Consider the following 23,255-nt stretch of genomic DNA (forward strand, 5'->3'; position numbering starts at 1 on the left):
TGACAGAAGAAAAACTTAACCCATTTCTGAAATTTAGTGGGGATAGCACGTTTGGGCTAAGCGCAGAGGGCAGTTCACTGCCAATCAGGGTAACGAAGCGTGCTGGTCAGATTGAATGAAAATGGGTGGCCAAGTGGAGTGCAGTATTCCAATTGGTATTCCAACCAAAAATAAAAATCGATATTAATCTTATAAATCAATAACATACTAAGCGGATTCAAATTACCCCGGCACTTCAACATCTAAAGACGTCCACGGACGTCTTTTTTTGTGCCTGCAACTCCTCCCCCCCTTCCAAATCCCCCTCCCCTTCCCCCAACAAGAATGATGGCCTTCTGCCCTAAAGTCCCCCCCCTCCCAGCCGATAACCTAACGCTCCCCCAAACCACGCGACTGAACGGAATCTCAGCGTTGGAAACAAAACACTTCAGCTTCACTACCCAGTCCTTCAGCGCCAGCACCATCGCCAACGTGTTTATCCACGGCTACTCGGCGGGCCATAACCTGGGTGATCGTACTCTTCTGTCCAGCCAGATCCCGCAAGCGCTGGATGGTGACATCAACCTCCTGGCGTTCTGGCGCTCCAGCCACTATTCCTCAATCAGTTCGATGTCACGCAACGTCATCATGGGCGCTTCGCGATTGCATCCCGGTGCGGGTATTGCTGCATTTGCTCTGGATCGGTCGGTGCATTTCGCGGTGGTTCGCAAGCGGGCGAACCGCATTGGCGAAGCGCTGCTTGAGGAGCTGGAGGCCCATCTGCTGGAGCACTATCCGTATGTCACCCACGTCAATCTGGTCGGCCATTCCCTGGGCGGGCGGGTGGTGGTCAGTGCGTTGCGCAAGCTGGCCAGCCATCCCGAGTCTTGTGAGCTGATCATCGGCGATGTGCTGTTGATGGCTGCGGCGGTCGAGGTTTCGGCAGACGAGGCCCAGGCATTGAACAACTGCGCGGCGGGGCGGGTGATTAACGCCTATTCAAAATCCGATGCCATCTTGTTGATGAATGTGGATGAGACCTGCGTGGGTCGACACGAGGTACCGCACTTTAAAAATGTCGAAATGACCGACTTCGGCCACTTGGACTATTGGCCCAAGCTGCATGACGTCTTGCTGCGCACGCGGTTCGCGGGTTTTAGCGGCCAGCGGCTCGGCGCGGTGATGTCGCAGGACCCAATCCACACTGACGCGCTGCTCTACGGTCTGATGCAAAGCGCGCCAGCAGCCGTGCTGGAGCAAGGCATCAAGCACCTTAAAAGCAGCAGTTGGGTGTCCTTCGACGAGCAGAAGCCGCTGTATTCCTTCATCCAGGAACTGCAACTGCTGGGCGGGCATTGCCTGGCCAATTTGACCCGCGGGCGCGGCCTTGCCTATGCCAACGTGCTCGATGGGTTAGTCAGTCATTTCGACTTGGGCAATGGCCGGCAAACCTGTAGCTCCGTAGTAGAGCTCGAAGCCCTGCTGATTCGACAAGTGTTCGATAACGCGTTTCCGGATGGCCATGCGTTCAGTCGTTCAACGATTGCCGTGGTCAAGGCCATGCCCGCCGACACCTACTTCAAACATGTGGACGCGTTGGCGGAACGGCTGACCCTGGCCTCTTACCTCAAGAGCCCGTCAACCCCACCGCAGGCTGAGCCGTCAGGCGAGTTGGCGGTTACCCGTGGCGAGATCAACCTGAGCGGCCTCGCCACCTGGAATGTGGTTTCGGCGCTCCCGAGCCTGCTGGACATGACCCCGGTGGGGCGCTGGATGACCAATTTGAAGACCGCCTTGAAGCCCGGTTATTCGGCACTGGTGCCGGTGGTCGCCGTGGTGTTTTTTGCACGTGTGCATTGGGGTAACGAGCGTGGATTCAAGCACCCATGACCCCTCCTATGCACGCGTTTGATTTTCCAAGCCTGGAGTAGATATGCCCATCGGAAGACCGCTGGCCAAGGCCGAGCCACATAGCAAGGAGCAAGCGCCCGCAGCACCGGCGTATGACTTTGAAGTCATTGTTCCCAGATACAACCTGGATGACGTCGTGGTCAACAGCCACACCAAAGACGAAATTCTCTCTGCGATTGCCCTGCGCAAAGACAGTGAATTCGTCTACAAGACCCTCGGCTTCGCCAGCACCCACAAGATGTCAGACAAATTCGTACTGAATTTTTATGGCGAGCCTGGCACCGGTAAAACCATCACGGCGCACGCGGTTGCCCAAGCGTTTGGCAAGGATCTGCTGGTCGTCGACTACTCACAGATTGAATCGAAGTATGTGGGCGACACGCCGAAGAACCTGAAGAAGGTGTTTGATTTCGCCAAGGAAATGGACTGTGTGATTTTCTTCGACGAGGCCGATGCCATCTTGAGTCGACGGGTCACCAACATGACCAGCGCCACCGATACCAGTGTCAACCAGACCCGCTCGGTACTTCTGAATATCTTGAATGACTTCAGCGGCATCCTGATTTTCGCCACGAACTTCATCTCCAACTACGACCCCGCCTTCATGCGCCGGATCGCCAAGCACATCCACTTCAAGCTACCGGACCATGACAACCGCGTCGCGCTGTTCCAACGCTACATCCCGCAACCGCTGCAAGCCGGCCTGGCGCTGGAAACCTATGCACAGGCGGCGCAGGGATTGAGTGCGGCGGACATCGAGAACATCACACTGATGGCCGCCTTCAAGGCCGCTTACAAGCAGTCGACCTGCCTTTGCGAAGAGGACATTTTGAAGGAAATAAACAACACCCTTGCCAGCAAACAGGCAAACGCAAAAAGCGAATACACAACTACAACCAAAGTGGTCTCCAAGGACTACGTCGAAAAGCAAACAGGGATGGTGCTGGAATGATCCCATTTATTTTGTTGGGCGCGGCACTGTTCGCCGGCGCCGTGGTGGCCTCTGCATTTTGGGACAAGATAAAGAACTTTCTGGAAGCCTCCGTCAAACACGTACGCCAAATCGTCAAAGCAACTATCGTCGGCCTGACCGCCTACATCAAAACCCAGAATGTGGTTGCCGGGATTGCCGCAGGCTTACAGGCGCTGAACAAGTTCTACTCGAAAAATGAAGATCAGCAGTGGGAAGAAACCGTCACCACGCGGACCATTCCCGCATCAGATGTGCCCGAGCATATTCGCCGCAAGCTGGAAAGCACCCAAGCGCCGGTGGACATTTCAGAAGACATTGCCAAAGAACTCAAGCTGGAGCTGTAACTCATGAATCACGACGACAAGACATTGGGTGGCGCCCTGCTGGAAGACTTCAAGAAGGCGGTCAAGCTGGGTTTGAGAGAGTTGCTCAAAGAGGGCGAAAAACTGATCAAGGAAGGCCAAGTCTCAGTCGATGACTACCTGGCTCAAAAAACCACTGGCCTCGACCCCTACATTCTTCACGAGCAAACAGCCAAACAGTTGGACTTCGTTTCAGGTGAGGTTTTCATTGCGCTGCAGGACGAGGATAAGTTCGTCTTTGGCGTAGACCTTTACTTCACGGACGCCAATAAACAATGGGTTAAAAGCGCTCACATCGATACGCCGAAACCCTTGGACCTCTACTTCTTGAAAGAGGACCAGGCGCGTATCCGCGCCGAGAAAAAAATCGCCTACACGTACGACAAACCAACGGCCTGATGCCTTAAGCGGAGCGTGCCGGTGCACGCTCTCCACTGTTCTATTTGTCGGATAGCAGAGTCACCATGATCATTATTGTCTACGGGTTTTTATTGCTGCTGGCGATCGGCTTCGCGGGGATCATCCTCAAACACGCCTGGTCCGTCACCAAGTGGGTATCGATCTGTGCGCTGGGCATTGTGACCCTGCCTATCAGCATCCCTTACCTGATCATCAAGGCCTACCGCGACGGCGTGAAGAACCGCGAACTGCTGAAAAAAATCCCCGCCGCCTTGCAGCGTCAAGACTTCCTCCAAGCCCTGCGGCTCATCAAGGAACACAACCCTGATGACCTCAAGGCCACGATGGAATTGATCGCCCAAGAAGGCCTCGACCTGCGTGCGCTGAAGGAGGATCTGAAAGCGCGTTATACCCAGGCGGTGGAAGCCGAGATCAAGACACGCCTGGACGTTTTGGAGGGCAGCAACTTTATCGAACTCTCCAGCCTGCTGCGGCCGCTGAAGCCTATTTACCAGCAGTATCTGCTAGAAAAAGGCGACTTCCCAACCCCGCAAAAAATCGTCGAAGCCAAGTTCAAAAGCAAAGAGCTCGAACTGGAAAAACCGCGTACTCAAGACGAAGAAAAACCGGTGTTCCTGGTCCGTCGCCGCATGCAGGATGAGTTCGCGGATGCGATTGAAATCTGAGTTGCAAACAGCCCGCAATCTGACACCGCTGAGCTAGCCTTCCACCGGAATCATCGCCTGCAACAACTCCAACTTGCGCTGCAACTGCGCAACGTGTTCACGCTCGGCACGTAATGCCGAGCGCAGTTCGCGGTTCTCCACTTCCCAGATCTGCGCCCAGCGCAGGTCTTTCTGGTAGTGCGCAACCATCTTCCACAGTTCGCTCAGTTTCAGGCAATGCTGGATCAGCACCAGCAGGATGATCCCCATCACCACCAATGCCCCCGTCGAAACCACTTCCGACATACTCATGTTCACGTCCTTTCAAGCCTTCGAGGTATTTCGAAGACAGCAACACGATATGTAGTGATTCACGACAGGTCTAGAATGTAGACTTATACAGGTAAAGTATTCACACACATGGAGCAGCCATGAAACGCAAGCAATCCATCGAGCAAGTGCGCTGGGACCTGGCACTTCGCTATCGCCTCATCGAGACCGTCGCCTGGTGGGAAGGCCGGCTGACCACGGGGCACTTGATGCAGAGCTTTGGCATCAGCCGCCAGCAGGCCTCCAAGGACATCAACACCTACATCAATGAACATGCGCCCCGAAACTTGACATATGACAAGCAGCTGAAGGGCTACGTACCGAGCAAACACTTCAAGCCGCGGTTCATCGAGGACAGCGCCAGTGCCTATTTGCACCTGCTGTACCAGAACAATGAACGGGCGCCGCACATCGATGGGCTGGCCCTGGCCTACGCCCACACCAAGGTGCTGGAAGTGCCCGACCGGCCAATCCGTCCGGAAATCCTGCGGCCGTTGCTCAAGGCCTGTCGCGACGGTTTGCGCCTGGAGACCGAGTACGTTTCGTTCAACACGCCAAACGTGGAAATCCGCCTGATCGCCCCGCACACCCTGGTGTACACCGGCATGCGCTGGCACGTGCGCGCCTATTGCGAGAAAAACCGCCAGTACCGTGACTTCGTGCTGAGCCGCCTGCGCGGCGAGCCGGAGTTGCTCGACGCGTCAGCGTTCACACGCGAGCAAGATGACGACTGGAACACCGAAGTGCCGATCATCTTCGCCCCCGACAGCCGCTTGAACACCGCGCAGCAGGCGATCATCGAAACCGACTTCGGCATGACCGATGGGCAACTGGTGGTCGCCAGCCGCAAGGCGTTGGTGCGGTACGTGTTGCGCCGCTATCAGATCGACCCGCGAAACCTGGCCACCACGCCAGAGGCGCAGCAGATTGTGGTCAGCAACTTGAAAGAGTTGCGGCCGTGGCTGTCGTTCGATTGAGGGCTGCGCGCTGGCGACTGACGGCCAGCGCGCAAAGATCGAGGCGCTAGAACGCCTCAGGCGTCGAGGTCGCAATCACCGAAGAACCGCTCGAACAGCGGCGTGGGCAGGTATTGCGCGTTGAGCAGGCCAAAGTGCTGGCCGACGTTGCGCCCCAGGTGCATCAGGGTGTTTGCGGTATTGGGCGTACCGGCATAACCCGCGCTCACGATAGATGCGACGCGTGCCTTGCCAGTTGTTTCACGCTGGTACGCCCGCCCCGTGATCAACACATCGACCAGGCACACACTGACCCGTTCATCCCCCAAGGTAAAGGGTTCCAGCACCTCGCTCGCAAGGGCTGCACGCAAGCCGTCCTCACCACCTGCCACGATCCGTTCAAGCACTTCAAGCGAGCAGTCGAAGAGGTCGAACTCCTGCATGGAAAACGCAAAGCAGTAACCCTGCGCGGTCCCGCGAGAGATAGAGCGATGGGTCGACAGCCAATCAACGAACGGTGCTTTTTCCGGTTCGCCGCCGTTGCGGTAATACTCCAGGTAGTCCTTGATAGCCTGATCGAACGTGTTCCCCGTCGGCACCCACCCCGTGCTGTCAGCTTTACGCGCCTTCTGACCTGCAACCGGCACGACAACCTGCGGCGCCAGTCCAAAACAGCGCAAGTCATACCCCAACACAAACAGGCTGGCCTCAAACGCATGGCAGCGCGCAGGCAGCGTCCCTTGGTCGGCGAACCACTTCGTACGCCCCAGCAGCTCACGGATGATCCAGCCCAGGCGCACCTGCGAGCGGGCCCAGGTTTCATAGCTGATCGACGAAAACTGCCGCGCCGCCAACCCGTTCACAAACGCGCCCGGGTTGCGCAATTGGCTGCCACGCGCACCACCGGAGGGAAACGCCAGCAACGGTTTGCCGCCGCCGCTCCACTGTTGACGAAACAACGAATACAACATCCCCATCGCCGCCCCCACACGGCTGTCATAAATCGGCGACCCCGACGCATCCAGCAGGGCATGGATCTTGGTCAGGCCCGCATCAAAACGCTGGACGCTGCTGGCGTTGAGGTCATCCAGGTCCTGCTCACCGTCGAGCGCTATCAGCCCGGCCATCTTGCGCAAATACGCCGACAATTCCCCGTTGGTCGCCAATCGCTGCAAAAACGGAATGGCGCCGCGTACCCCGCCCCAACGCAGCACCTGCAAGCAGGCTTGCAGCGCTTGCGGCTCGTCACCCGCGTCGACTGCGCGTTTAAGCCAAGCGCCCAACTGTCCAAGGGACTGCCGGGTCTGCACCCAGCTCTGCGAATTGACGCTCTGCTGGTGGGCATCCTGCCAGCTGGCCTTCCAGCGGTAGTGCCCGATCACCTGCTCGAAGCCCTGCACCTGAGCAATCAAGCCACCGGGCACAAACTTGCTGGCCTTGAAGTTCAGGTTGAAGGTCAGCGTCGGCAAATTGGCCTGCAACCATTCAACAAACGACGCGACTTCAGGTTGTGTCAGGAACTGTTCACGCTTCATGCAGACTGCCTTATGGCTGATATTGAATCGCCACACCCTAAGTAAAACAGCAGGTCGCGTCCACGTTGTGCGTTCATACAGGTAAACAAAAAGAGCAGGTCGTGAAACTCAATCGCGATGGGGCACGAACTTCGGTATAGGTTGGTTCCGCACGCACTTCCCATTACCCTAGCGCCCTCTATCAGACAACCGGAAGTCCGATACCCGTGTTCAAGCCCCTTGCCGTCCTGACCCTCGCCTGCACCCCTTTGCTCGCCACTGCCGCCGACCTGGCCGGCGTGTGGACCGGCACCCTGGGCAAGTCCGCGATCACCGCGTGTTTCAACGGCGCCCACGGCGCCAATGGCAGCTACTACTACCAGCGTATCCTCAGCCCGATTCAGTTGACCCAGGCCAACGCGAGCGAGCCCTGGGTAGAAGACGGGCAAACCGGGTTCTGGCAGTTGGACGACCCTCAAGGCGACACACTCACCGGCACCTGGAGCAAGGCCATAGGCGGCAAAGGCCTGGCATTGCGCCTAAAACGTGCGGACGCGGAGGGTTGCGCCAGCGACAGTTACAACAACCCGCTCGAAGCGTCGCCGCCGCCGGTAACGGTGGAAAAGAAGACCTTCAACGAACACGCCTATCAGGTCAAAACCCAGGGCGGGCAAGTCACCCTGAGTCTTGACGGCGACGGCCCGGCCATCAGCAAGATCAACGCAGACCTCGCGCGCATGGCCATCAGCCCCGAAGGCCAGGCGCAGTTCTACCGAGAGCGCCGCAACGCCCTGGACCAGAGCGGCGGCACCTATACCAGTGAGATCACGGTGGAGCCGTTCTACTGGTCCTCGCAGTGGATCACCGTGCGGTTCTACCACTGGGCGGCAGGCTACGGCCGTGGCGGCATCAGTTGGGGCCTGCACAGCTGGAACCTGCACACCGGCGAGAGCGTCGACCCGTGGACATGGCTCGGCGGCCAGGCGCAGTGGGACAGCCCCTACTCCGGCCAAGTCCAGCTGCCGGCCACGTTCAGCGCCTGGCTGACCAAACAAACCAGCGTCGACGAAGGCTGCCCGGCGGTCACCAGTTACTCCACCTTCGACTTGAGCTTCAACACCGAGGGCCTGCAACTCTCCACCCCCGCCCAAGGCGACGGTTGTGACAACGAGTTGAGCTTCACCTGGGAGCAACTGGCGCCGGTCCTGACGGCACAAGGTAAAGCGGCACTACCGAGCTTGCAGGCACCGTAAGAGACCTGGGCGTAGAAAAATCCCGCGCTCATTCACGAAATATTCAGAATCGCCGACCGATACTAGCCCATTGCAATGACCGCTCCCCCCGAGCGCTCCCCCGCCCTGGTAGCCAGAATCCATGACGCGTCCTGTTCCTCTGTTGCTTCTGCTTGTTGCCCTGTTGTTCTTCTTTGCCCTTGGCAGCCACGAACTGCAAGGTTCTACCGAAGCCCGCGTCGCCGGGATCGCAATGGCCATGCACCTGGACAACAACTGGGTCGTGCCGCAACTGTTTCGCGAACCCTTCCTGGAAAAACCGCCCCTGAGCCTGTGGCTCGACGCCGGGGCGATTCGCCTGTTCGGCGGCACCACCTGGGCGGTACGCCTGGCCTCGGCATTTGCCGGTTTGTTCAGCGTGATGCTGTTCTACGGGATGCTGCGCAAGTTCGGCCGCCCGCAGACCCTGGCGTTCAGCGCCGCGCTGATCCTTGCGACCATGGCCAGTTACTGGAGCAACGTACGCGGCGTGGGTGAAGACTCGCTGCTCAGCCTCGGCGTCACCACCGCGCTGCTGGGGTTCTACCAGGCGATGCGTCCTGAGAACCAAGGCTCCAAGTCCGGCGCCTGGGCGCTGTTTACCCTCGGCATGGTGATCGCCACCCTGAGTAAAGGCGTGCTGGGCCTGGCGATGCCGGGCATCGTGATCTTCGTGTATCTGGTCGTTACAAGCGTGATCGACAAACGTCTGCGCATCGGCGACTGGCTCAAGCCCGGGCTGTTCACCTTGCTGGCGTTGGTGCCGCTGCTGATCTGGCTGGGGTTCCTGTTTCAACGCGGCGGTATGCAAGCCGTCGGCGAAGTGCTGTGGACCAACAGCGTCGGGCGCTTCAGCGGTTCGTTCGTCGAGGCTGGGCACTACGAACCGTTCTACTACTACCTTGCCAAGCTGCCCGAAGCCTTTCTGCCGTGGAATATCCTGGTGTACCTGGGCCTGTGGCACTTGCGTAAGAGCCTGGCACGCAATCGCTACTTGCTGTTTTTCTGCATCTGGCTGGTGGCGCAATTCACCCTGCTGACGCTGGCTTCGAGCAAGCGCACCGTGTACCTGATGTCGCTCACGCCAGCCGCCGCGGTGCTCGCGGCAGAATATGCGCGGGTGCTGCTGGACCGCCTGAAAGACCGCAAGCCCGCACTCTACCGCTACCATCGGCAGGTGATCGGCGGCGTGTTCGCCGTACTGATTGCCAGCTATATGAGCGCTGCATTCGTGTTCGCGCCCAAGGCCGACAAGCGCGAGTCATTCGTGCCGGTGATCAGCCAGCTCCAGGCGCTGCAAGCAGAAGGTCGAGAAGTGGCGATGTTTCAGCCCAACGAGCGGATTGCCGGCGCCGGGGTTTTTTATATGCAGGGCTATGTGCCGCTCCTGCAAACCGAGGCCGAGTTGCAGGCATTCCTCAGCGCCAAACCCGGCAACGTTGCGTTGACGGATCAAACCAGTGTGCTGAAGGAACCGGTGAAGGTCATCAAGGAGATGGCGATCAGTCGCAAGCCTTACTACTTCATAGAGCAGTAAGGCCTGCGTGGGGGATCAGTGCTTGGTCAGCTTGTCCAGGTAACCCATGGCAAACGCCGAGACGACGAAGGTCATGTGAATGATCACGTACCACATCAGGTGTTGTGGATCGACGTTCTTGGCGTCCATGAAGATGCGCAGCAAGTGGATGGAGGAAATCGCCACGATGGACGCCGCCACTTTCATCTTCAGCGAGGAAGAGTCCATGGTGCCCAGCCAGTTGAGCTTTTCCTTGTTGTCATCGATGTCCAGTTGCGAGACGAAGTTCTCGTAGCCGGAGATCATCACCATCACCAGCAAACCACCGACCAGCGCCATGTCGATCAACGACAGCAGCAGCAGGATGACGTCGGCTTCCAACATGGTGAACACGTTGGGCAGCACGTGGATGATTTCCTGGAAGAACTTCAGCGCCAGGATCAGCAAGCCCAGGGACAACCCCAGGTAAATCGGCGCCAGCAGCCAGCGTGAGGCGTACATAGTATTTTCGATAAAGCGTTCCATGGGATCTCACACAGCGTGGCTAAAAATGGCGGCGAGTATACCAGCCGCTGTCAAACACCTGTAACCGCGAGAAAACTGACCTGGCCGGCACTTGTAAGAGAATTTTTCTGCTAGTGTCGAGGCCATTAAATCGGCTCGATGATGTCGGACAGGAAGACTCAGATGATGGATGTGCGATCCCCTTTGGCCAACATCGGCCTGTGTGCGGCGTTGCTGATGGCCAGCGGCTGCTCCCCCAAAGATGAGCAGAAGCAGGCCACCCTCGAAGAGAAAACCGCGAAGTTCGAGCAATCCCTCGACAGCATCCAGGACCCCAAACTGCGCGACGCCATCGCCGACCTTGGCGGCTCGCTGCTGTTGCTGGAACGGGCGCGGGTCAAACTCGCCGACAAACCCGTCGAAGCCGAATACGGTGAAAACTCCCTCGCCCTGCTAACGCATTACCCTACGCCCCAGGCGCTGGTGGACACCTATATCAACGGCCTTTTCGTACTGCGCAAAGCCTCGCATTCCGACTACCTGACGGATCTGCAACCGGTCTTCCCGTTCAGCTTCAACGCCCCGGACCAATTCCCCTTCCCCCATGGGCTGGAATGGCAGTCGGTCACGCTGAGCAACAACAAAGTCATCCCATTCCAGCCGGAATGGTCGGAAACCGACCCTGGCATCCAGTTGAGCCCCAGCAGTTCCAACCTGACCAACCCCGATGACCTGACAGTAACCTACCCGTTCATCGAAGGCGTCGAGACGGAAAACAAAAGCCAACCACAGCCCGTCAGCCTCAAGGGCACGGTAGAAGTGGTCGCGCCGGGCAAGCTGCTGAACTTCGAGCTGTCGAAACAGGACGTCGGCCGCACCCGCACCGACGGCACTGTGAGCCTCAAGCTGTTGTTACTGGAAAAGAACTACGCCGAAATCGAGATGACCAACAGCGCGCCACTCGCCGCAGAAGTGGGCGACGAATCGCCCAACCCATTGCTGGTACAAGCGCAAGACAGCACCGGGCAATTCCTCACGCGTTCGGGTTCGATCAACGAAAGCGCAGCGCAGGTGGCGTTCTACGAGAAACAACTGGCCGAGATGCAAAAGCAGACGGTCTGGTCGGATGCGTTCGAGAAAAAACTCGTCGATGAGCAGAAAGCCTTCGAACACAAACAAACCAGCCACTACGCCAAAGTCTATTTCAATGGCGTGATCGACAAGCTACACGTCAACGTGCTGGATTTCTCCACCGCCACGCTCACCCGCAAAGACCTTGATCTACCAGTGCTGCGCTTCGACAAGAACAGCCTGCAGAAAACCGTGCAAGCCTTGCCGATGCCGGTCACGGTGTATGACGACGGCGCCGCCGGTTGGCTCAAAGACGCGAGCATGACCGAAGACCAGCTGAAAAACAGCGTCACCATCAGCCAGTCGACCGAAGACGCGAGTGCCGCCCATATCGTGTTCGACCACCCGTTCACCTTCAATGACGACCTGGTCGGCGCCGAGCGCAACAGCAGCGAATCGCCGATTACCTTCTTCACCGCCGATGACAAGGGCGAGCGCGGTGAGCCGATCGAGTTGCCGACCGAAGCCTTCGAGCTGAACCCGGCACGCGGCACGCTGACCTACGACCTCAACCTGTTCCCGGAAAACCCGGCGTTTGTGGTGGGCTCGGTGCCGCTGTTCCTCGCCACCATCGACAAAGCCACGATCGATGTCGCCAAGCTGCCCAAGGGCCTGTCGCTCAAGGACAACGCGCTGATTGTCGACCAGAAGGAATTCCCCGCTGACAGCTGGCGCTTCTATGCCAAGGACGCCAGTGGCAACTACCTCAAGGAAATTCTCGGTGTGAGCCACCGCGCCGAGGAATTCGGCACGGCGATGTTTGACGTGCACTATTTCTACGGCCAGCCAACCACCCTGGAAAGCTACCAGCGCACTGACCTGAGCACCGTGCAATACGGTTTCGAGGTCAAGCTGGACAAGCCCGAGAGCAAATAGCGCTCAGTGCTGGGTGTCGCCATTGAGCTGTCGCAGATGGGCCTGCATGTGCAGGCTCCAGATCTGCGGGTCGCCCGCCTTCTCATAGCCATGGGAAGTGAGGCTGTCGACGATTGATTCCAGCATGCTTTCCGCCACAAAAGGCCCATGGAACGGGCCTTGGGACTTGATGGTGGACGGCTGCTCACCGGTCATTCCGGCGGCAAACAACAAGGTCCACAGCCCGTTATCCCCCGCGAGAGGGCGAATGGAGCATTCGATACGGGTGACCAGGCCAAAACACTGGCGGGTAAGGCAAAGGTTGCGCGACATGGCGGCGACCCTCGTTAGATCGGCGTTCAGCCTCGATCACACACGGCGAGGCTGTTTCTATCCTGCGACTCCTGTAGAAATCCCTTGAGCAGAGAATAGAATAAAATCGCTACAAACCAAGACCGTAGAGACCAACGGCCATCACCCCCCCTCCACCGCCAATTTTATGACTGTAGTGAGCGGGCTTGCCCCGCGCCGGGTGGCGAAGCCGCCCCAAACGGAACGCCGCGGTGTTTCAGACAGACCGCGGCGTATGGATTTGGGGCGGCTTCGCCACCCGGCGCGGGACAAGCCCGCTCACTACAACGTCAGGTCGGCTTGGTTTCGGCCAGCGCCTCCTGCGCCAGCTCCTTCTCCGCGTCCTTCAGGTCTTCCTCGCTGATCATCTCCGCGATCACGCGCAAACGCTCAACCACCCGCGCATTGACGGAGCCTTCCGGGAACTGCCCTTCTTCATCCGGCGCACCGGCCGGCTCGCCCACCAGCAGGCTCAAGGCTTCGTCCGCCTGACGTACCGCATAGATATGGAACTGCCCGGCACGCACGGCCTGCAACACCTTCTCATCGAGCATCAGCGTGGCGACGTTGGCCTGGGGAATGATCGCCCCCTGCTCGCCGGTCAAGCCGCGGGCTTCGCAAAGACGGAAGAAGCCTTCGATCTTTTCGTTGACCCCACCCACCGCCTGCACTTCGCCGAACTGGTTGATCGAGCCGGTGATGGCAAAGCACTGCTTGAGCGGCGTCTTCGACAGGGCCGAGATCAGGGTGCACGCCTCGCCCAGGGACGCGCTGTCACCGTCCACATAACCGTAGGACTGTTCCAGCGCAATGCTCGCCGAAATCGCCAGCGGGAACTCCTGGGCATAACGGCTCCCCAGGTAACCCGTGAGGATCATCACGCCCTTGGAGTGAATCGGCTGGCCAAGGTTGACCTCACGCTCGATGTCGACAATACCGCTGCCGCCCGGGTACACCGTGGCGGAAATCCGCGCCGGCACGCCGAAGGCCGAATCGCCGACTTCCAGCACCGTGAGCCCGTTGCACTTGCCCACGGCCGCGCCGTCAGTGTCGATCAGGATGACGCCGGCGAGCATGTCGTCGAGAATCCGCGCCGACACACGCCCGGTGCGGGTGGCCTTGGCCTTGAGTGCGCGCTCGATATGCCCGGCGTCGGTCATTTCATCGCTGGCCAGGTGACGAATGAAATCGGCCTCACTGACCAGTTGGAACAAATCCCCAATCCGCGCCGACAAGCGCCCCTGGTGTTCCGCCAACCGCGCGCTGTACGTGGCCAACCGCGCCACCGCGTCCGAGGTCAGCGGTGCCATGCCTTCTTCCGAGGTGCGGGTCTTGAGCAACTGGGCGAACTGCTCCAGGCTCTCGTCGACCATCGGGATGTCCTCGTCGAAGTCCACCAGCACGCGGAACATCTCCTGGAAGTCCGGATCGGCGTCCTGCAACGCGTAATACAGCTGGCGCGAACCAATGATGATCACCTTGACCTGCAACGGGATCATCTGCGGGTTGAGGGTCACGGTAGCCAGGCGGCCCAGTTCGCCCAACGGCGACTCCATCTTGAGTTTGCGTGATTGCAGGGAACGCTTGAGGGCGTCCCACACAAACGGTTCGCCGAGCATTTTCTCGGCCTCAAGGATCAGGAAACCACCGTTGGCACGGTGCAAGGCGCCGGGACGCAGCTGGCGATAAGTGGTGTAGAGCGCGCCCTGGTCGGTGCTGTATTCGATCCGACCGAACAGGTTGTCGTAGGTCGGATGTGGTTCAAACACCACCGGCGCGCCGCCGTTGACCGGATGGCCCACCACCAGGCTCGGGCAGTACTGCTCTTCGAGCAGCTTGCGCGCCTGGGCGTCGGTCTTGGCGTCATCGACCAGTTGCTCGACCACGGTCTTGAGCAGGTACACCTGCATGGCTTGCAGGTAACCGCAGACGCCAGCATTTTCCGCGTATTTTTCCGACAGCGGCGCAAGCAGAGGCTGCAGGGCCAGGGTGATGGTTTCTTCGTTGAACTGGCGCAGTTGGTTGTTCGACTCACGCTTCCATTGCGGCAGGCTCGCCAACTCTTCGTTGAGGCGCTCCTCCAGCTCGGAAATATCGGTGTGGAAGCGCTCGCGGTCAGCTTCCGGCAACTGCGAAAACTCCGCCTCGTCCAGCGCCTTGCCGTCGAGCATCGGGGTGAAGGCGATGTTGGAGCTGTCGCGGTACAGCGCCACGTCCTTTTCCAGGGCCAGGCGCTCGATCACGTCCAGGGCCTTGTCGTAGCGCTGGTTGAAGGCGCGGTCGATCGCACTTTTGCGCTGCTGGTAGGTCGGGTGCTCGAAAACGGCCGGGAAGGTCGCCACCAAGTTGTCGACCAGGCCGTTGATGTCGGCAATGAACGCTGCCGCCGCACCGCCTGGCAATTCCAGGGCACGCGGCTCGCGAGGCTCATCGAAATTATTGACGTAGACCCAGTCCGATGGGGTCTGCAGGCGTTTACCTTCGGCCTTCAGGTAGCGTTTGACGAACGAAAAGCGACCGGTCCCCGGCTCGCCCATGACAAACACGTTGTAACCGGGGCGTGGCATGGCCACACCGAACTGCAAGGCTTCAACCGCACGTTCCTGGCCAAGCACACCGCGAAAGGGCTCCAAATCATTGGTGGTCGAGAAGCTGAACTGTTCAGCGGAGAAAGGGCGAGTCAGCGCTTCGGGCGCTAGACGCAAGCTGGCAGCAACAGGATCAGGCATCGGGCTTCCTTACATCAGGCGGGGCAGATGACGGCATTCTGGCTCTCGCTTGCGCGCTCTGGCAAGGCGCGACGTTGGGAAAGCTCGGATACGTAACAGGTCCTACATAAAAATCGCGAAAACTCTGATTGTTAGTAAAAAATCACGGAACCCCTGGAACCTGCCTAAACTCCAAACTGCGCGGGTCGGACAAATAATAACTGGCCCCTGAGGCGCTGCAACGCGCCTGACCCTTGTCCATTGGTTTGCACACAAAGAGAAAAAAGCTATGAAACGGATCCTTCTCGGTACTCTCTTCACCGTTGTCTCCCTCAATGCAATGGCAGAATCCCCAGGCGGCCCGAACTGCGGTTGGGGCAACATGCTGTTCGAAGGCCAACGCGGTACGCCGGCACACTTCCTCGCCTCCACCACCAACGGCACGTCCGGTAACGCCACTTTCGGCATGACTTCGGGCACCAACGGTTGCAGCACCAACAGCGCCCTGACCTACGGCGGCAAGTCCTGGATTGCCATGAACGGCATGATGAACGAGCTGTCCGAAGACATGGCCAAGGGCAATGGCGAAGCACTGACCACCTACGCGGTGGTACTGGGTGTGGCGCCAGAAGATCGCGAGCACTTCGCGGCCGTGACCCACGAACACTTCCAGCAGATCTTCAGCAAGGCTGACGTGACCGCTGACGACGTGCACAACAACACCCTCGCTGTCCTGAAAAGTGATGCACGCTTGGCGAAATACGCAACCCAAGCTTAAGCTCGACCAGCCCGCGCCTCCCCAGGCGCGGGTTTTACGTTTGGACCCGCTCCCCTTTTGGGTCTCACTTTTTCCGACTTAAGTTGCCCTTATGCTCAAACGCCTTGCCTGGATGGCACTCTTCGCCTGCGCCCCGCTGTACGCGGCCCCGCATCTTGATGATCAACGTTTGCAGCAACTGGCCAACGACCCGTTCTGGCTGTCTCTGGGCCATTACGAAGCCGGTAAAATCAGTGGCTGGCGCAGCTATGTCAGCGACCAGAAATTCTTCCTCGCCGCCGACGGCGCGCACCACCCGGATGCCGAACTCAAGGCGACCGTCGACGCGCTGTATGCGCCCGCAAGCCTGGGTGAAAAACACGCCCAATGCGTCTACCCCGCACGTACCCGCTGGCTCAAGGATCAATTGCACCTGAGCGGCCTGCCCGCCGTGGACTGCAGCGAATTCAAGCAATGGTTCAAGGACGTCGCGCCCCACAGCGCGGTGATGATCTTCCCGGCGGCCTACCTCAACAGCCCGTCGTCGATGTTCGGTCACACCCTGCTGCGCATCGACCAGGCCGACGTGCAACGAGACAACACCGCGCTGCTCAGCTACGCGATCAACTTCGGCGCGTATATCGAAGGCTCGGACAACAGCATCCTCTACGCCTGGAAAGGCCTGATGGGCGGCTATCCCGGCCTGTTTGCGCTGGTCCCCTACCAGGAAAAGCTTTCCGAGTACCGTAGCCTCGAAAACCGCGACCTGTGGGAATACCGCCTCAACCTGACCCAGGTCGAGACCGAGCGTATGGTCGAGCACGTGTGGGAGCTCAAGCAGATCAAGTTCGACTACTTCTTCTTCGACGAAAACTGCTCCTATCGCCTGCTGGAATTGCTGCAAGTCGCCCGCCCCGGCCTGCGCCTGACCGAACAGTTCCCACTGACCGCGATCCCCACCGACACGGTCAAGGCCGTCAAGGACGCCGGCCTTGTCGAGAAGATCGACTACCGCCCATCGCGCGAACGCGAGCTGCTGGAACGCGCCAAGCCCCTGGACAGCGATGAGCAGCAATGGGTGCTGAAGGTCAGCGAAGAGCAGAAACACTTGCAGGACCCCGCGTTCAAGGCACTCGCCAAAGACCGCCAAGCCCTGATCATCGACGCCGCCTACCGCCTGGGCCGCTACCGCGCCAACGGCCTGGAGCGTGACCCGGCCCGCTCCCAGCGCAGCTTCGAACTGCTGCGCGCAATCAACCAGAACCCGGCACCGGACCTGAAGATCCAGCCGCCAGGCCTGCCGGAAAACGGTCATGAGTCACGCACCTGGCAAGCCGGCATCGGCACCCGGGGTGACAAAGCCTTTGGCGAATACGGCCTGCGCATGGCCTACCACGACCTCAACGACAACGCCGAAGGCTTCCCCCTCGGCGCGCAGATCGAAATCCTGCAAATGAAACTGCGCCAGTACGAAGGCAACCACTGGCAATTGCAGCAACTGGACCTGGCCACCATCCGCTCCCTGACCCCGCGCAACGCCTTGCTGCAACCGTTGTCCTGGCAAGTCACCGGCGGCCTGGAGCGCGTACCGGGCAAACACGACGACGAAACCCTTGTCGCCCACGTCAACGGCGGCGCCGGCGGCACCTGGCAACTGCGCGACGACATGCTTGGCTTCGCCCTCGGCACCGTGCGCGTGGAACACAACAACGACTTCAACGAGGCCATCTCCCCGGCGGCAGGGTTCAACACCGGCGTGTTGTGGAAAAACCCGCTGGGCAACCTGAGCCTGGAAGCCAGGGGGGATTTCTTTACCAATGGCGAAGTACGCCGTAGTCTCAGCCTGAACCAGCAGTGGGAATTGTCGCGCAACCTGGGCCTGCGCCTGAGTGCGCAGCGTGAGTACAGCCACCTGTCGACCCCCATCAACGAGGTGATGCTCGAAGTGAAGTGGTACCACTACTGACCCCGTCCCAAAGCCCGACACAGATCAAAAATGAGAGAGCGGGCTTGCTCGCGAATGCAGAGTGTCAGCCACTTGCGTATCGACTGCCCCACCGCATTCGCGGGCAAGCCCGCTCCCACATCGGGCCCGCAACCATTCAGATACACCTAAAGGAGCTCAACCAACATGGCCGTTACCTGCACCACCCTCGAACACGTGCGCAGCAACATCGACCGCCTCGACCAGCAAATCGTCACCCTGCTGGCAGAGCGCGGCAACTATGTCTCCCAGGCCGCGCGCTTCAAAAAAGACACCGATAGCGTCAAGGCGCCCCAACGGGTTGAACAGGTCATCGCCAAGGTGCGGGACTTGTCCCACACGCTCGGCGCAAACCCGGACGTTACCGAACAGGTCTATCGCGCCATGATTGCGGCGTTTATCCAGCAGGAGCTGGCTGAGCATGCGAAGCTCGGAGAAGCCAGCTAAAAAATGTGGGAGGGGGCGTGCACATTTACCCCGCGCCCAACAGCTTTCTCACCTCCCTTTCACACCCCCCCGACAATTCCCTATCTAGACTTATCCCCATCAGCCGGTAAGCGGCCAGGGAGTTCGTCATGTGGCGGTATGCGGTATTGCTATGCGCGGTGGTGTGGTTGTCGGGTTGCCAGTCGACTCATCAGGAGTTATTGGCCAAGGGCTACCCCCCAGCCTTTGCCGATGGCTTTGACGACGGCTGCAGCAGCGGGCGGCAAGCGGCCGGGGTGATCAGTGGGGAGTTTCGCAAGAACGTCCCGCGTTATCTGAAGGATCGCGAGTACGCCGAAGGCTGGGAGGACGGCTTCCGCCAGTGCAAGGCCATGCGTGAGAACGAAGAGTTGCGCGACTACAAGGACAATCACTGGGACGACCGTGAGCGCGCCTGGCAGCATGAGAAGGACCGCGACGCCGCCAAGGCCTATCGTTCGCAATAGGTCGCTTTCAGACATCCACTGAAACTAAAGCGCGGCGAACATGGCCGAAACTCCATTGAGGGAGACTGTCATGAGCCGAGCTTTTGTAAATGAGGACAACGTCGCCGCCCAGGCTGACCAGCCGGTGGAGCGTCACGTCAGTGATCAGCCCAACCGTGTCACTGCGCAGGGGTTGGCGCAGTTGCAGGCCAAAGTCGCGCAGTTGCAGCACGACTACAGCGTCGAATCCGCCAAAGATGATAAACAGCGCCAGGCCGACCTTGAGCGGGACCTGCGTTACTTCAACCAGCGGGTGCAGAGCGCCCAAGTCGTAGCGCCGGCCACTTCCACCGAAAAGGTGCAGATCGGCAGCTGGGTGACCTTCGCCAATGAGCAAGACGTGCAGCAGCGCATTCAGTTGGTCGGTGAAGACCAGGCCGACGCTGCGGCAGGCCTGATCAACTGGGGTTCGCCCCTGGGCCGCGCATTGCTCGGGGCCCAGGTGGGGGACGAGGTGCTGTGGAAGCGCCCCGTCGGCGATCAGTTGATCGAAGTGTTGCGCATCGACCCCGAGGTTTAGACGATGCCCTGGGCCAGCATCGCGTCGGCGACTTTGACGAAACCGGCGATGTTCGCGCCCTTGACGTAGTTGATCCGGCCGTTTTCTTCGCCGTAGTGCACGCAGGCATGGTGGATCGACTGCATGATGTTGTGCAGCTTGCTGTCCACTTCACCGGCCGTCCACAGCAGGCGCATGGCGTTCTGCGACATTTCCAGGCCGCTGACGGCCACGCCACCGGCATTGGAGGCTTTGCCCGGCGCGAACAGGATGCCCGCCTCGATGAACAGATCCACGGCCGCCAGCGTCGTCGGCATGTTGGCGCCTTCGGCTACGCAGATGCAGCCATTGCGCAGCAGGGTGCGCGCCGCATCGGCGTCGAGTTCGTTCTGGGTCGCGCAGGGCAGTGCAATATCGCAGGCCAGTTCCCACGGCGTCTGGCCCTTGCGGAATTCCAGGCCGAAACGCTCGGCCAGCTCACTGATGCGCCCGCGTTGCACGTTTTTCAGTTCCAGCAGCGCCGACCACTGTTCTTCGGTCAAGCCGCTTTCGGCATACAGCGTGCCTTCGGAGTCGGACAGGGAAATCACTTTGCCACCCAGGTCCATGACCTTGCGCGCCGCGTATTGCGCCACGTTGCCGGAACCGGACACCGCCACGCGCTTGCCTTCAACCCGCAGGCCGTCGCGCTTGAGCATCTCTTCGGCGAAGTACACGCAACCGAAACCGGTGGCTTCCGGACGGATCAGGCTGCCGCCATAGGTCATGCCCTTGCCGGTCAGTACGGAGGTGAACTGGTTGCTCAGGCGCTTGTACTGCCCAAACAGGAAACCGATCTCGCGGGCGCCCACGCCAATATCGCCGGCCGGCACGTCGACGTCGGCGCCGATGTGACGGTACAGCTCGCTCATGAACGACTGGCAGAAACGCATGACTTCGGCGTCGCTCTTGCCCTTGGGGTCGAAGTCCGAACCGCCTTTACCGCCGCCCATGGGCAGCGAGGTCAGGGAGTTCTTGAAGGTCTGTTCGAAGGCGAGGAATTTCAGCACGCCCAGGTTCACCGACGGGTGGAAGCGCAGGCCGCCCTTGTACGGGCCGATGGCGCTGTTCATCTGGATGCGGAAACCGCGATTGACCTGGACCTTGCCATGATCATCGACCCACGACACCCGGAAGGTGATTGCGCGTTCGGGCTCGCAGATGCGCTCCAGAATGCCCGAGGTCAGGTAGTGGGGATTGGCTTCGAGAAACGGCCACAGGCTGCGTAGGACTTCTTCTACAGCCTGGTGGAATTCTGGCTGGTCCGGGTCGCGTTTCTTGAGTCGGGCAAGGAAGGATTCGACGGATTCGATCATGAAAAGTCTCGGCAAATTGATTGTTTTTAAATGAGATTGAGCCGGACTTTATCAATTCATGTCGCACTGCGACAGGGCAAAATGTCGCTTTTGTGAATTTAAATGGTGCATTAGATATAAATAAGTCAAAAAAACAGGGGCTTTTTGCACCTTAAAAGGGATTACCAACCCAAGCAATGCACCAACAAATAAACCGCCTTCGCAGGCAAGCCAGCTCCCACATTTGACCGAGTACATCCGCAGCGACGCGGTCGAATGTGGGAGCTGGCTTGCCTGCGATGAATGCACCTCGGTCCTACAGAAAAACACAAAAAAAACGGAGCCCGAAGGCTCCGCTCTTTCACACCACCAACCCGAATCAGGCCAGTTTTTTGTGACGCACGCGGTGCGGCTGGGCAGCGGCTTCGCCCAAGCGCTTCTTACGGTCGGCTTCGTACTCGGTGTAGTTGCCTTCGAAGAACACCGCCTGGGAGTCGTCTTCGTACGCCAGGATGTGCGTCGCGACGCGGTCAAGGAACCACCGATCGTGAGAGATCACAATGGCGGCGCCCGGGAAGTCCAGCAGGGCTTCTTCCAGGGAACGCAGGGTTTCAACGTCAAGGTCGTTGGACGGTTCGTCGAGCAGCAGGACGTTGCCGCCCTCTTTGAGGGTCAGGGCCAGGTGCAAGCGACCGCGCTCACCACCGGACAGGTCCTTGACGAACTTCTGCTGGTCGCCGCCCTTGAAGTTGAAACGGCCGACGTAGGTGCGCGACGGGATTTCATAGTTGCCGATACGGATCTGGTCGGAACCGTCGGAAATCTGCTGGAACACCGTCTTGCTGCCGTCGAGGTCTTCACGGCTCTGGTCCACACAGGCCAGTTGCACGGTTTCGCCGATCTCGATGCTGCCGGAGTCCGGGGTTTCCTTGCCCATCAGCATGCGGAACAGTGTGGATTTACCCGCACCGTTACCACCGATAACGCCGACGATCGCGCCTTTTGGCATGGAGAACGACAGGTTATCGATCAACACGCGGTCGCCATAGCCTTTGGAAACGTTCTTGAACTCGATGACCTTGTCACCCAGGCGCGGGCCGGCCGGGATGTAGATCTCGTTGGTTTCCGAACGCTTCTGGAATTCCTGCGATTGCATTTCTTCGAAGCGTTGCAGACGCGCCTTGGATTTGGACTGGCGGGCTTTGGCGCCTTTGCGCACCCACTCCAGTTCTTCCTTCATGGCTTTTTCGTGGGCCGATTGCTGCTTGGATTCGGCGGCCAGACGGTCGGACTTGGCTTCCAGCCAACCGGAGTAGTTGCCCTCGTAAGGGATACCGGCGCCACGGTCGAGCTCGAGGATCCAGCCGGCAACGTTGTCCAGGAAGTAACGGTCGTGCGTGATCGCAACCACGGTGCCTGGGAAGTCGTGAAGGAAATGTTCCAACCAGGCGACGGAATCGGCGTCCAAGTGGTTGGTGGGTTCGTCGAGCAGCAGCATGTCGGGGGCCGACAGCAGCAGGCGGCACAGGGCCACACGGCGCTTCTCGCCACCGGACAGGTGTTCGACCTTGGCGTCCCACGCCGGCAGGCGCAGCGCGTCGGCGGCGACTTCCAGCTGGCGCTCAAGGTTGTGACCGTCGCCAGCCTGCAGGATGGCCTCGAGCTTGGCCTGTTCGGCGGCCAGCTTGTCGAAGTCGGCATCCGGCTCGGCGTAGGCGGCGTAGACCTCGTCCAGGCGCGCCTGGGCGTTCTTGATCACGGCGACGGCTTCTTCAACCACTTCACGCACGGTCTTGGTCGGGTCCAGGATCGGCTCTTGCGGCAGGTAACCGATGTTCAGGTCGGGCATCGGGCGGGCTTCGCCTTCGAACTCGGTGTCGACGCCGGCCATGATTTTCAGCAGTGTGGACTTACCCGAACCGTTGAGGCCGAGCACGCCGATCTTGGCGCCGGGGAAGAAGGACAGCGAAATGTTTTTCAGGATTTCCCGCTTCGGCGGAACTACTTTTCCCAGCCGATGCATGGTGAAGACGTATTGAGCCATGGTAAACCTAGCGTCAGTGACTGATGAATTAATGCGGGCGAAGCCCGTGCCAGGCCATGCGCCGCGCGGGCCGTTGACGGTAATCAATGCCTGCGTGCGGAAAGAGCCTGAATGTCTGGGGCTGGAACGCCCCCGCGTAACCGGCAAAGCTACCTGAATGCGCCTGGCCAGTCCAGCCAAGCGGGGCTGGCACTTTGCCACAACTCAAGGCATGCTAGCCGCCCTTCGGCGTCCGGCTTAT

Annotated in this window: 21 protein-coding genes; 14 read left to right on the forward strand and 7 right to left on the reverse strand. The window is 59.6% G+C overall.

Annotated elements, in window-relative coordinates; translation table 11 throughout:
* Window positions 1–411: 411 nt before the first annotated feature.
* From LIY36_RS11465 to LIY36_RS11485, 5 genes are all read left to right on the forward strand, one after another.
* Window positions 412–1,869, forward strand: coding sequence for a DUF726 domain-containing protein (locus LIY36_RS11465; protein ID WP_226455745.1), 1,458 nt, complete (start codon window positions 412–414; stop codon window positions 1,867–1,869).
* A gap of 43 nt (window positions 1,870–1,912) precedes the next feature.
* Window positions 1,913–2,842 carry an ATP-binding protein gene (locus LIY36_RS11470; protein WP_226455746.1) on the forward strand — a complete coding sequence of 310 codons (930 nt, stop codon included), beginning with the start codon at window positions 1,913–1,915 and terminating at the stop codon, window positions 2,840–2,842.
* Window positions 2,839–3,207: a hypothetical protein gene (locus LIY36_RS11475; RefSeq protein ID WP_226455747.1), complete on the forward strand. Its 369-nt coding sequence runs from the start codon at window positions 2,839–2,841 to the stop codon at window positions 3,205–3,207. Before LIY36_RS11470 ends, LIY36_RS11475 begins: the two co-directional genes overlap by 4 nt.
* Before the next feature lie 3 nt (window positions 3,208–3,210).
* Window positions 3,211–3,624, forward strand: coding sequence for a hypothetical protein (locus LIY36_RS11480; protein WP_226455748.1), 414 nt, complete (start codon window positions 3,211–3,213; stop codon window positions 3,622–3,624).
* 65 nt (window positions 3,625–3,689) lie between these two features.
* A complete protein-coding gene (locus LIY36_RS11485; RefSeq protein WP_226455749.1) occupies window positions 3,690–4,310 on the forward strand; it encodes a hypothetical protein in 621 nt (206 codons plus the stop codon).
* A 33-nt stretch (window positions 4,311–4,343) separates the two neighbouring features.
* On the opposite strand, the gene LIY36_RS11490 is transcribed toward LIY36_RS11485, so the two are convergent.
* On the reverse strand, window positions 4,344–4,601 hold the full coding sequence (locus tag LIY36_RS11490; RefSeq protein WP_226455750.1) for a hypothetical protein: 258 nt from the start codon (window positions 4,599–4,601) through the stop codon (window positions 4,344–4,346).
* Between the two features lie 119 nt (window positions 4,602–4,720).
* Here LIY36_RS11490 and LIY36_RS11495 point away from each other — a divergent pair, with 119 nt between their 5' ends.
* Window positions 4,721–5,596, forward strand: coding sequence for a helix-turn-helix transcriptional regulator (locus tag LIY36_RS11495; RefSeq protein WP_226455751.1), 876 nt, complete (start codon window positions 4,721–4,723; stop codon window positions 5,594–5,596).
* A gap of 56 nt (window positions 5,597–5,652) precedes the next feature.
* On the opposite strand, the gene LIY36_RS11500 is transcribed toward LIY36_RS11495, so the two are convergent.
* Window positions 5,653–7,110 (reverse strand): hypothetical protein, encoded by a 1,458-nt coding sequence (locus LIY36_RS11500; protein WP_226455752.1) that lies wholly within the window; start codon window positions 7,108–7,110, stop codon window positions 5,653–5,655.
* Between the two features lie 206 nt (window positions 7,111–7,316).
* On the opposite strand from LIY36_RS11500, the gene LIY36_RS11505 reads away from it, so the two are divergent.
* Together LIY36_RS11505 and LIY36_RS11510 are read left to right on the forward strand one after the other, a co-directional pair.
* Window positions 7,317–8,342: a hypothetical protein gene (locus LIY36_RS11505; RefSeq protein WP_226455753.1), complete on the forward strand. Its 1,026-nt coding sequence runs from the start codon at window positions 7,317–7,319 to the stop codon at window positions 8,340–8,342.
* Between the two features lie 121 nt (window positions 8,343–8,463).
* Window positions 8,464–9,897 carry an ArnT family glycosyltransferase gene (locus tag LIY36_RS11510; protein ID WP_226455754.1) on the forward strand — a complete coding sequence of 478 codons (1,434 nt, stop codon included), beginning with the start codon at window positions 8,464–8,466 and terminating at the stop codon, window positions 9,895–9,897.
* Window positions 9,898–9,912: 15 nt separating this feature from the next.
* Here LIY36_RS11510 and LIY36_RS11515 read toward each other — a convergent pair whose 3' ends face one another.
* On the reverse strand, window positions 9,913–10,401 hold the full coding sequence (locus tag LIY36_RS11515) for a TIGR00645 family protein (RefSeq protein ID WP_017739158.1): 489 nt from the start codon (window positions 10,399–10,401) through the stop codon (window positions 9,913–9,915).
* A gap of 162 nt (window positions 10,402–10,563) precedes the next feature.
* On the opposite strand from LIY36_RS11515, the gene LIY36_RS11520 reads away from it, so the two are divergent.
* Window positions 10,564–12,387 (forward strand): hypothetical protein, encoded by a 1,824-nt coding sequence (locus LIY36_RS11520; RefSeq protein WP_226455755.1) that lies wholly within the window; start codon window positions 10,564–10,566, stop codon window positions 12,385–12,387.
* A gap of 3 nt (window positions 12,388–12,390) precedes the next feature.
* Here the strand turns inward: LIY36_RS11520 and LIY36_RS11525 are convergent, their stop codons facing one another.
* Window positions 12,391–12,699: a PA4575 family protein gene (locus tag LIY36_RS11525; RefSeq protein WP_226455756.1), complete on the reverse strand. Its 309-nt coding sequence runs from the start codon at window positions 12,697–12,699 to the stop codon at window positions 12,391–12,393.
* Between the two features lie 308 nt (window positions 12,700–13,007).
* Entirely contained in the window at window positions 13,008–15,446 is a 2,439-nt protein-coding gene (locus tag LIY36_RS11530; protein ID WP_192298958.1) for a Lon protease family protein, read from the reverse strand.
* A 268-nt stretch (window positions 15,447–15,714) separates the two neighbouring features.
* Here LIY36_RS11530 and LIY36_RS11535 point away from each other — a divergent pair, with 268 nt between their 5' ends.
* The 5 genes from LIY36_RS11535 (at window position 15,715) to LIY36_RS11555 (ending at window position 19,657) form a co-directional block, all read left to right on the forward strand.
* Entirely contained in the window at window positions 15,715–16,203 is a 489-nt protein-coding gene (locus tag LIY36_RS11535; protein WP_046381990.1) for a DUF3015 domain-containing protein, read from the forward strand.
* Between the two features lie 91 nt (window positions 16,204–16,294).
* Complete coding sequence (locus LIY36_RS11540; RefSeq protein ID WP_226455757.1) at window positions 16,295–18,148, forward strand: Lnb N-terminal periplasmic domain-containing protein; 1,854 nt, start codon at window positions 16,295–16,297, stop codon at window positions 18,146–18,148.
* A 165-nt stretch (window positions 18,149–18,313) separates the two neighbouring features.
* Window positions 18,314–18,613: a chorismate mutase gene (locus LIY36_RS11545; protein ID WP_226455758.1), complete on the forward strand. Its 300-nt coding sequence runs from the start codon at window positions 18,314–18,316 to the stop codon at window positions 18,611–18,613.
* A gap of 128 nt (window positions 18,614–18,741) precedes the next feature.
* Window positions 18,742–19,098, forward strand: coding sequence for a hypothetical protein (locus tag LIY36_RS11550; RefSeq protein WP_226455759.1), 357 nt, complete (start codon window positions 18,742–18,744; stop codon window positions 19,096–19,098).
* 70 nt (window positions 19,099–19,168) lie between these two features.
* Window positions 19,169–19,657 carry a GreA/GreB family elongation factor gene (locus tag LIY36_RS11555; RefSeq protein WP_226455760.1) on the forward strand — a complete coding sequence of 163 codons (489 nt, stop codon included), beginning with the start codon at window positions 19,169–19,171 and terminating at the stop codon, window positions 19,655–19,657.
* On the opposite strand, the gene gdhA is transcribed toward LIY36_RS11555, so the two are convergent.
* Both gdhA and ettA read right to left on the reverse strand, forming a co-directional pair.
* On the reverse strand, window positions 19,654–20,991 hold the full coding sequence (gdhA, locus tag LIY36_RS11560) for an NADP-specific glutamate dehydrogenase (protein WP_226455761.1): 1,338 nt from the start codon (window positions 20,989–20,991) through the stop codon (window positions 19,654–19,656). The genes LIY36_RS11555 and gdhA overlap by 4 nt on opposite strands.
* A 358-nt stretch (window positions 20,992–21,349) precedes the next feature.
* Complete coding sequence (ettA, locus tag LIY36_RS11565) at window positions 21,350–23,014, reverse strand: energy-dependent translational throttle protein EttA (RefSeq protein WP_226455762.1); 1,665 nt, start codon at window positions 23,012–23,014, stop codon at window positions 21,350–21,352.
* Window positions 23,015–23,255 lie beyond the last annotated feature (241 nt).

The sequence above is a fragment of the Pseudomonas sp. AF03-9 genome, assembly GCF_020515815.1.
Taxonomy (GTDB): Bacteria; Pseudomonadota; Gammaproteobacteria; order Pseudomonadales; family Pseudomonadaceae; genus Aquipseudomonas.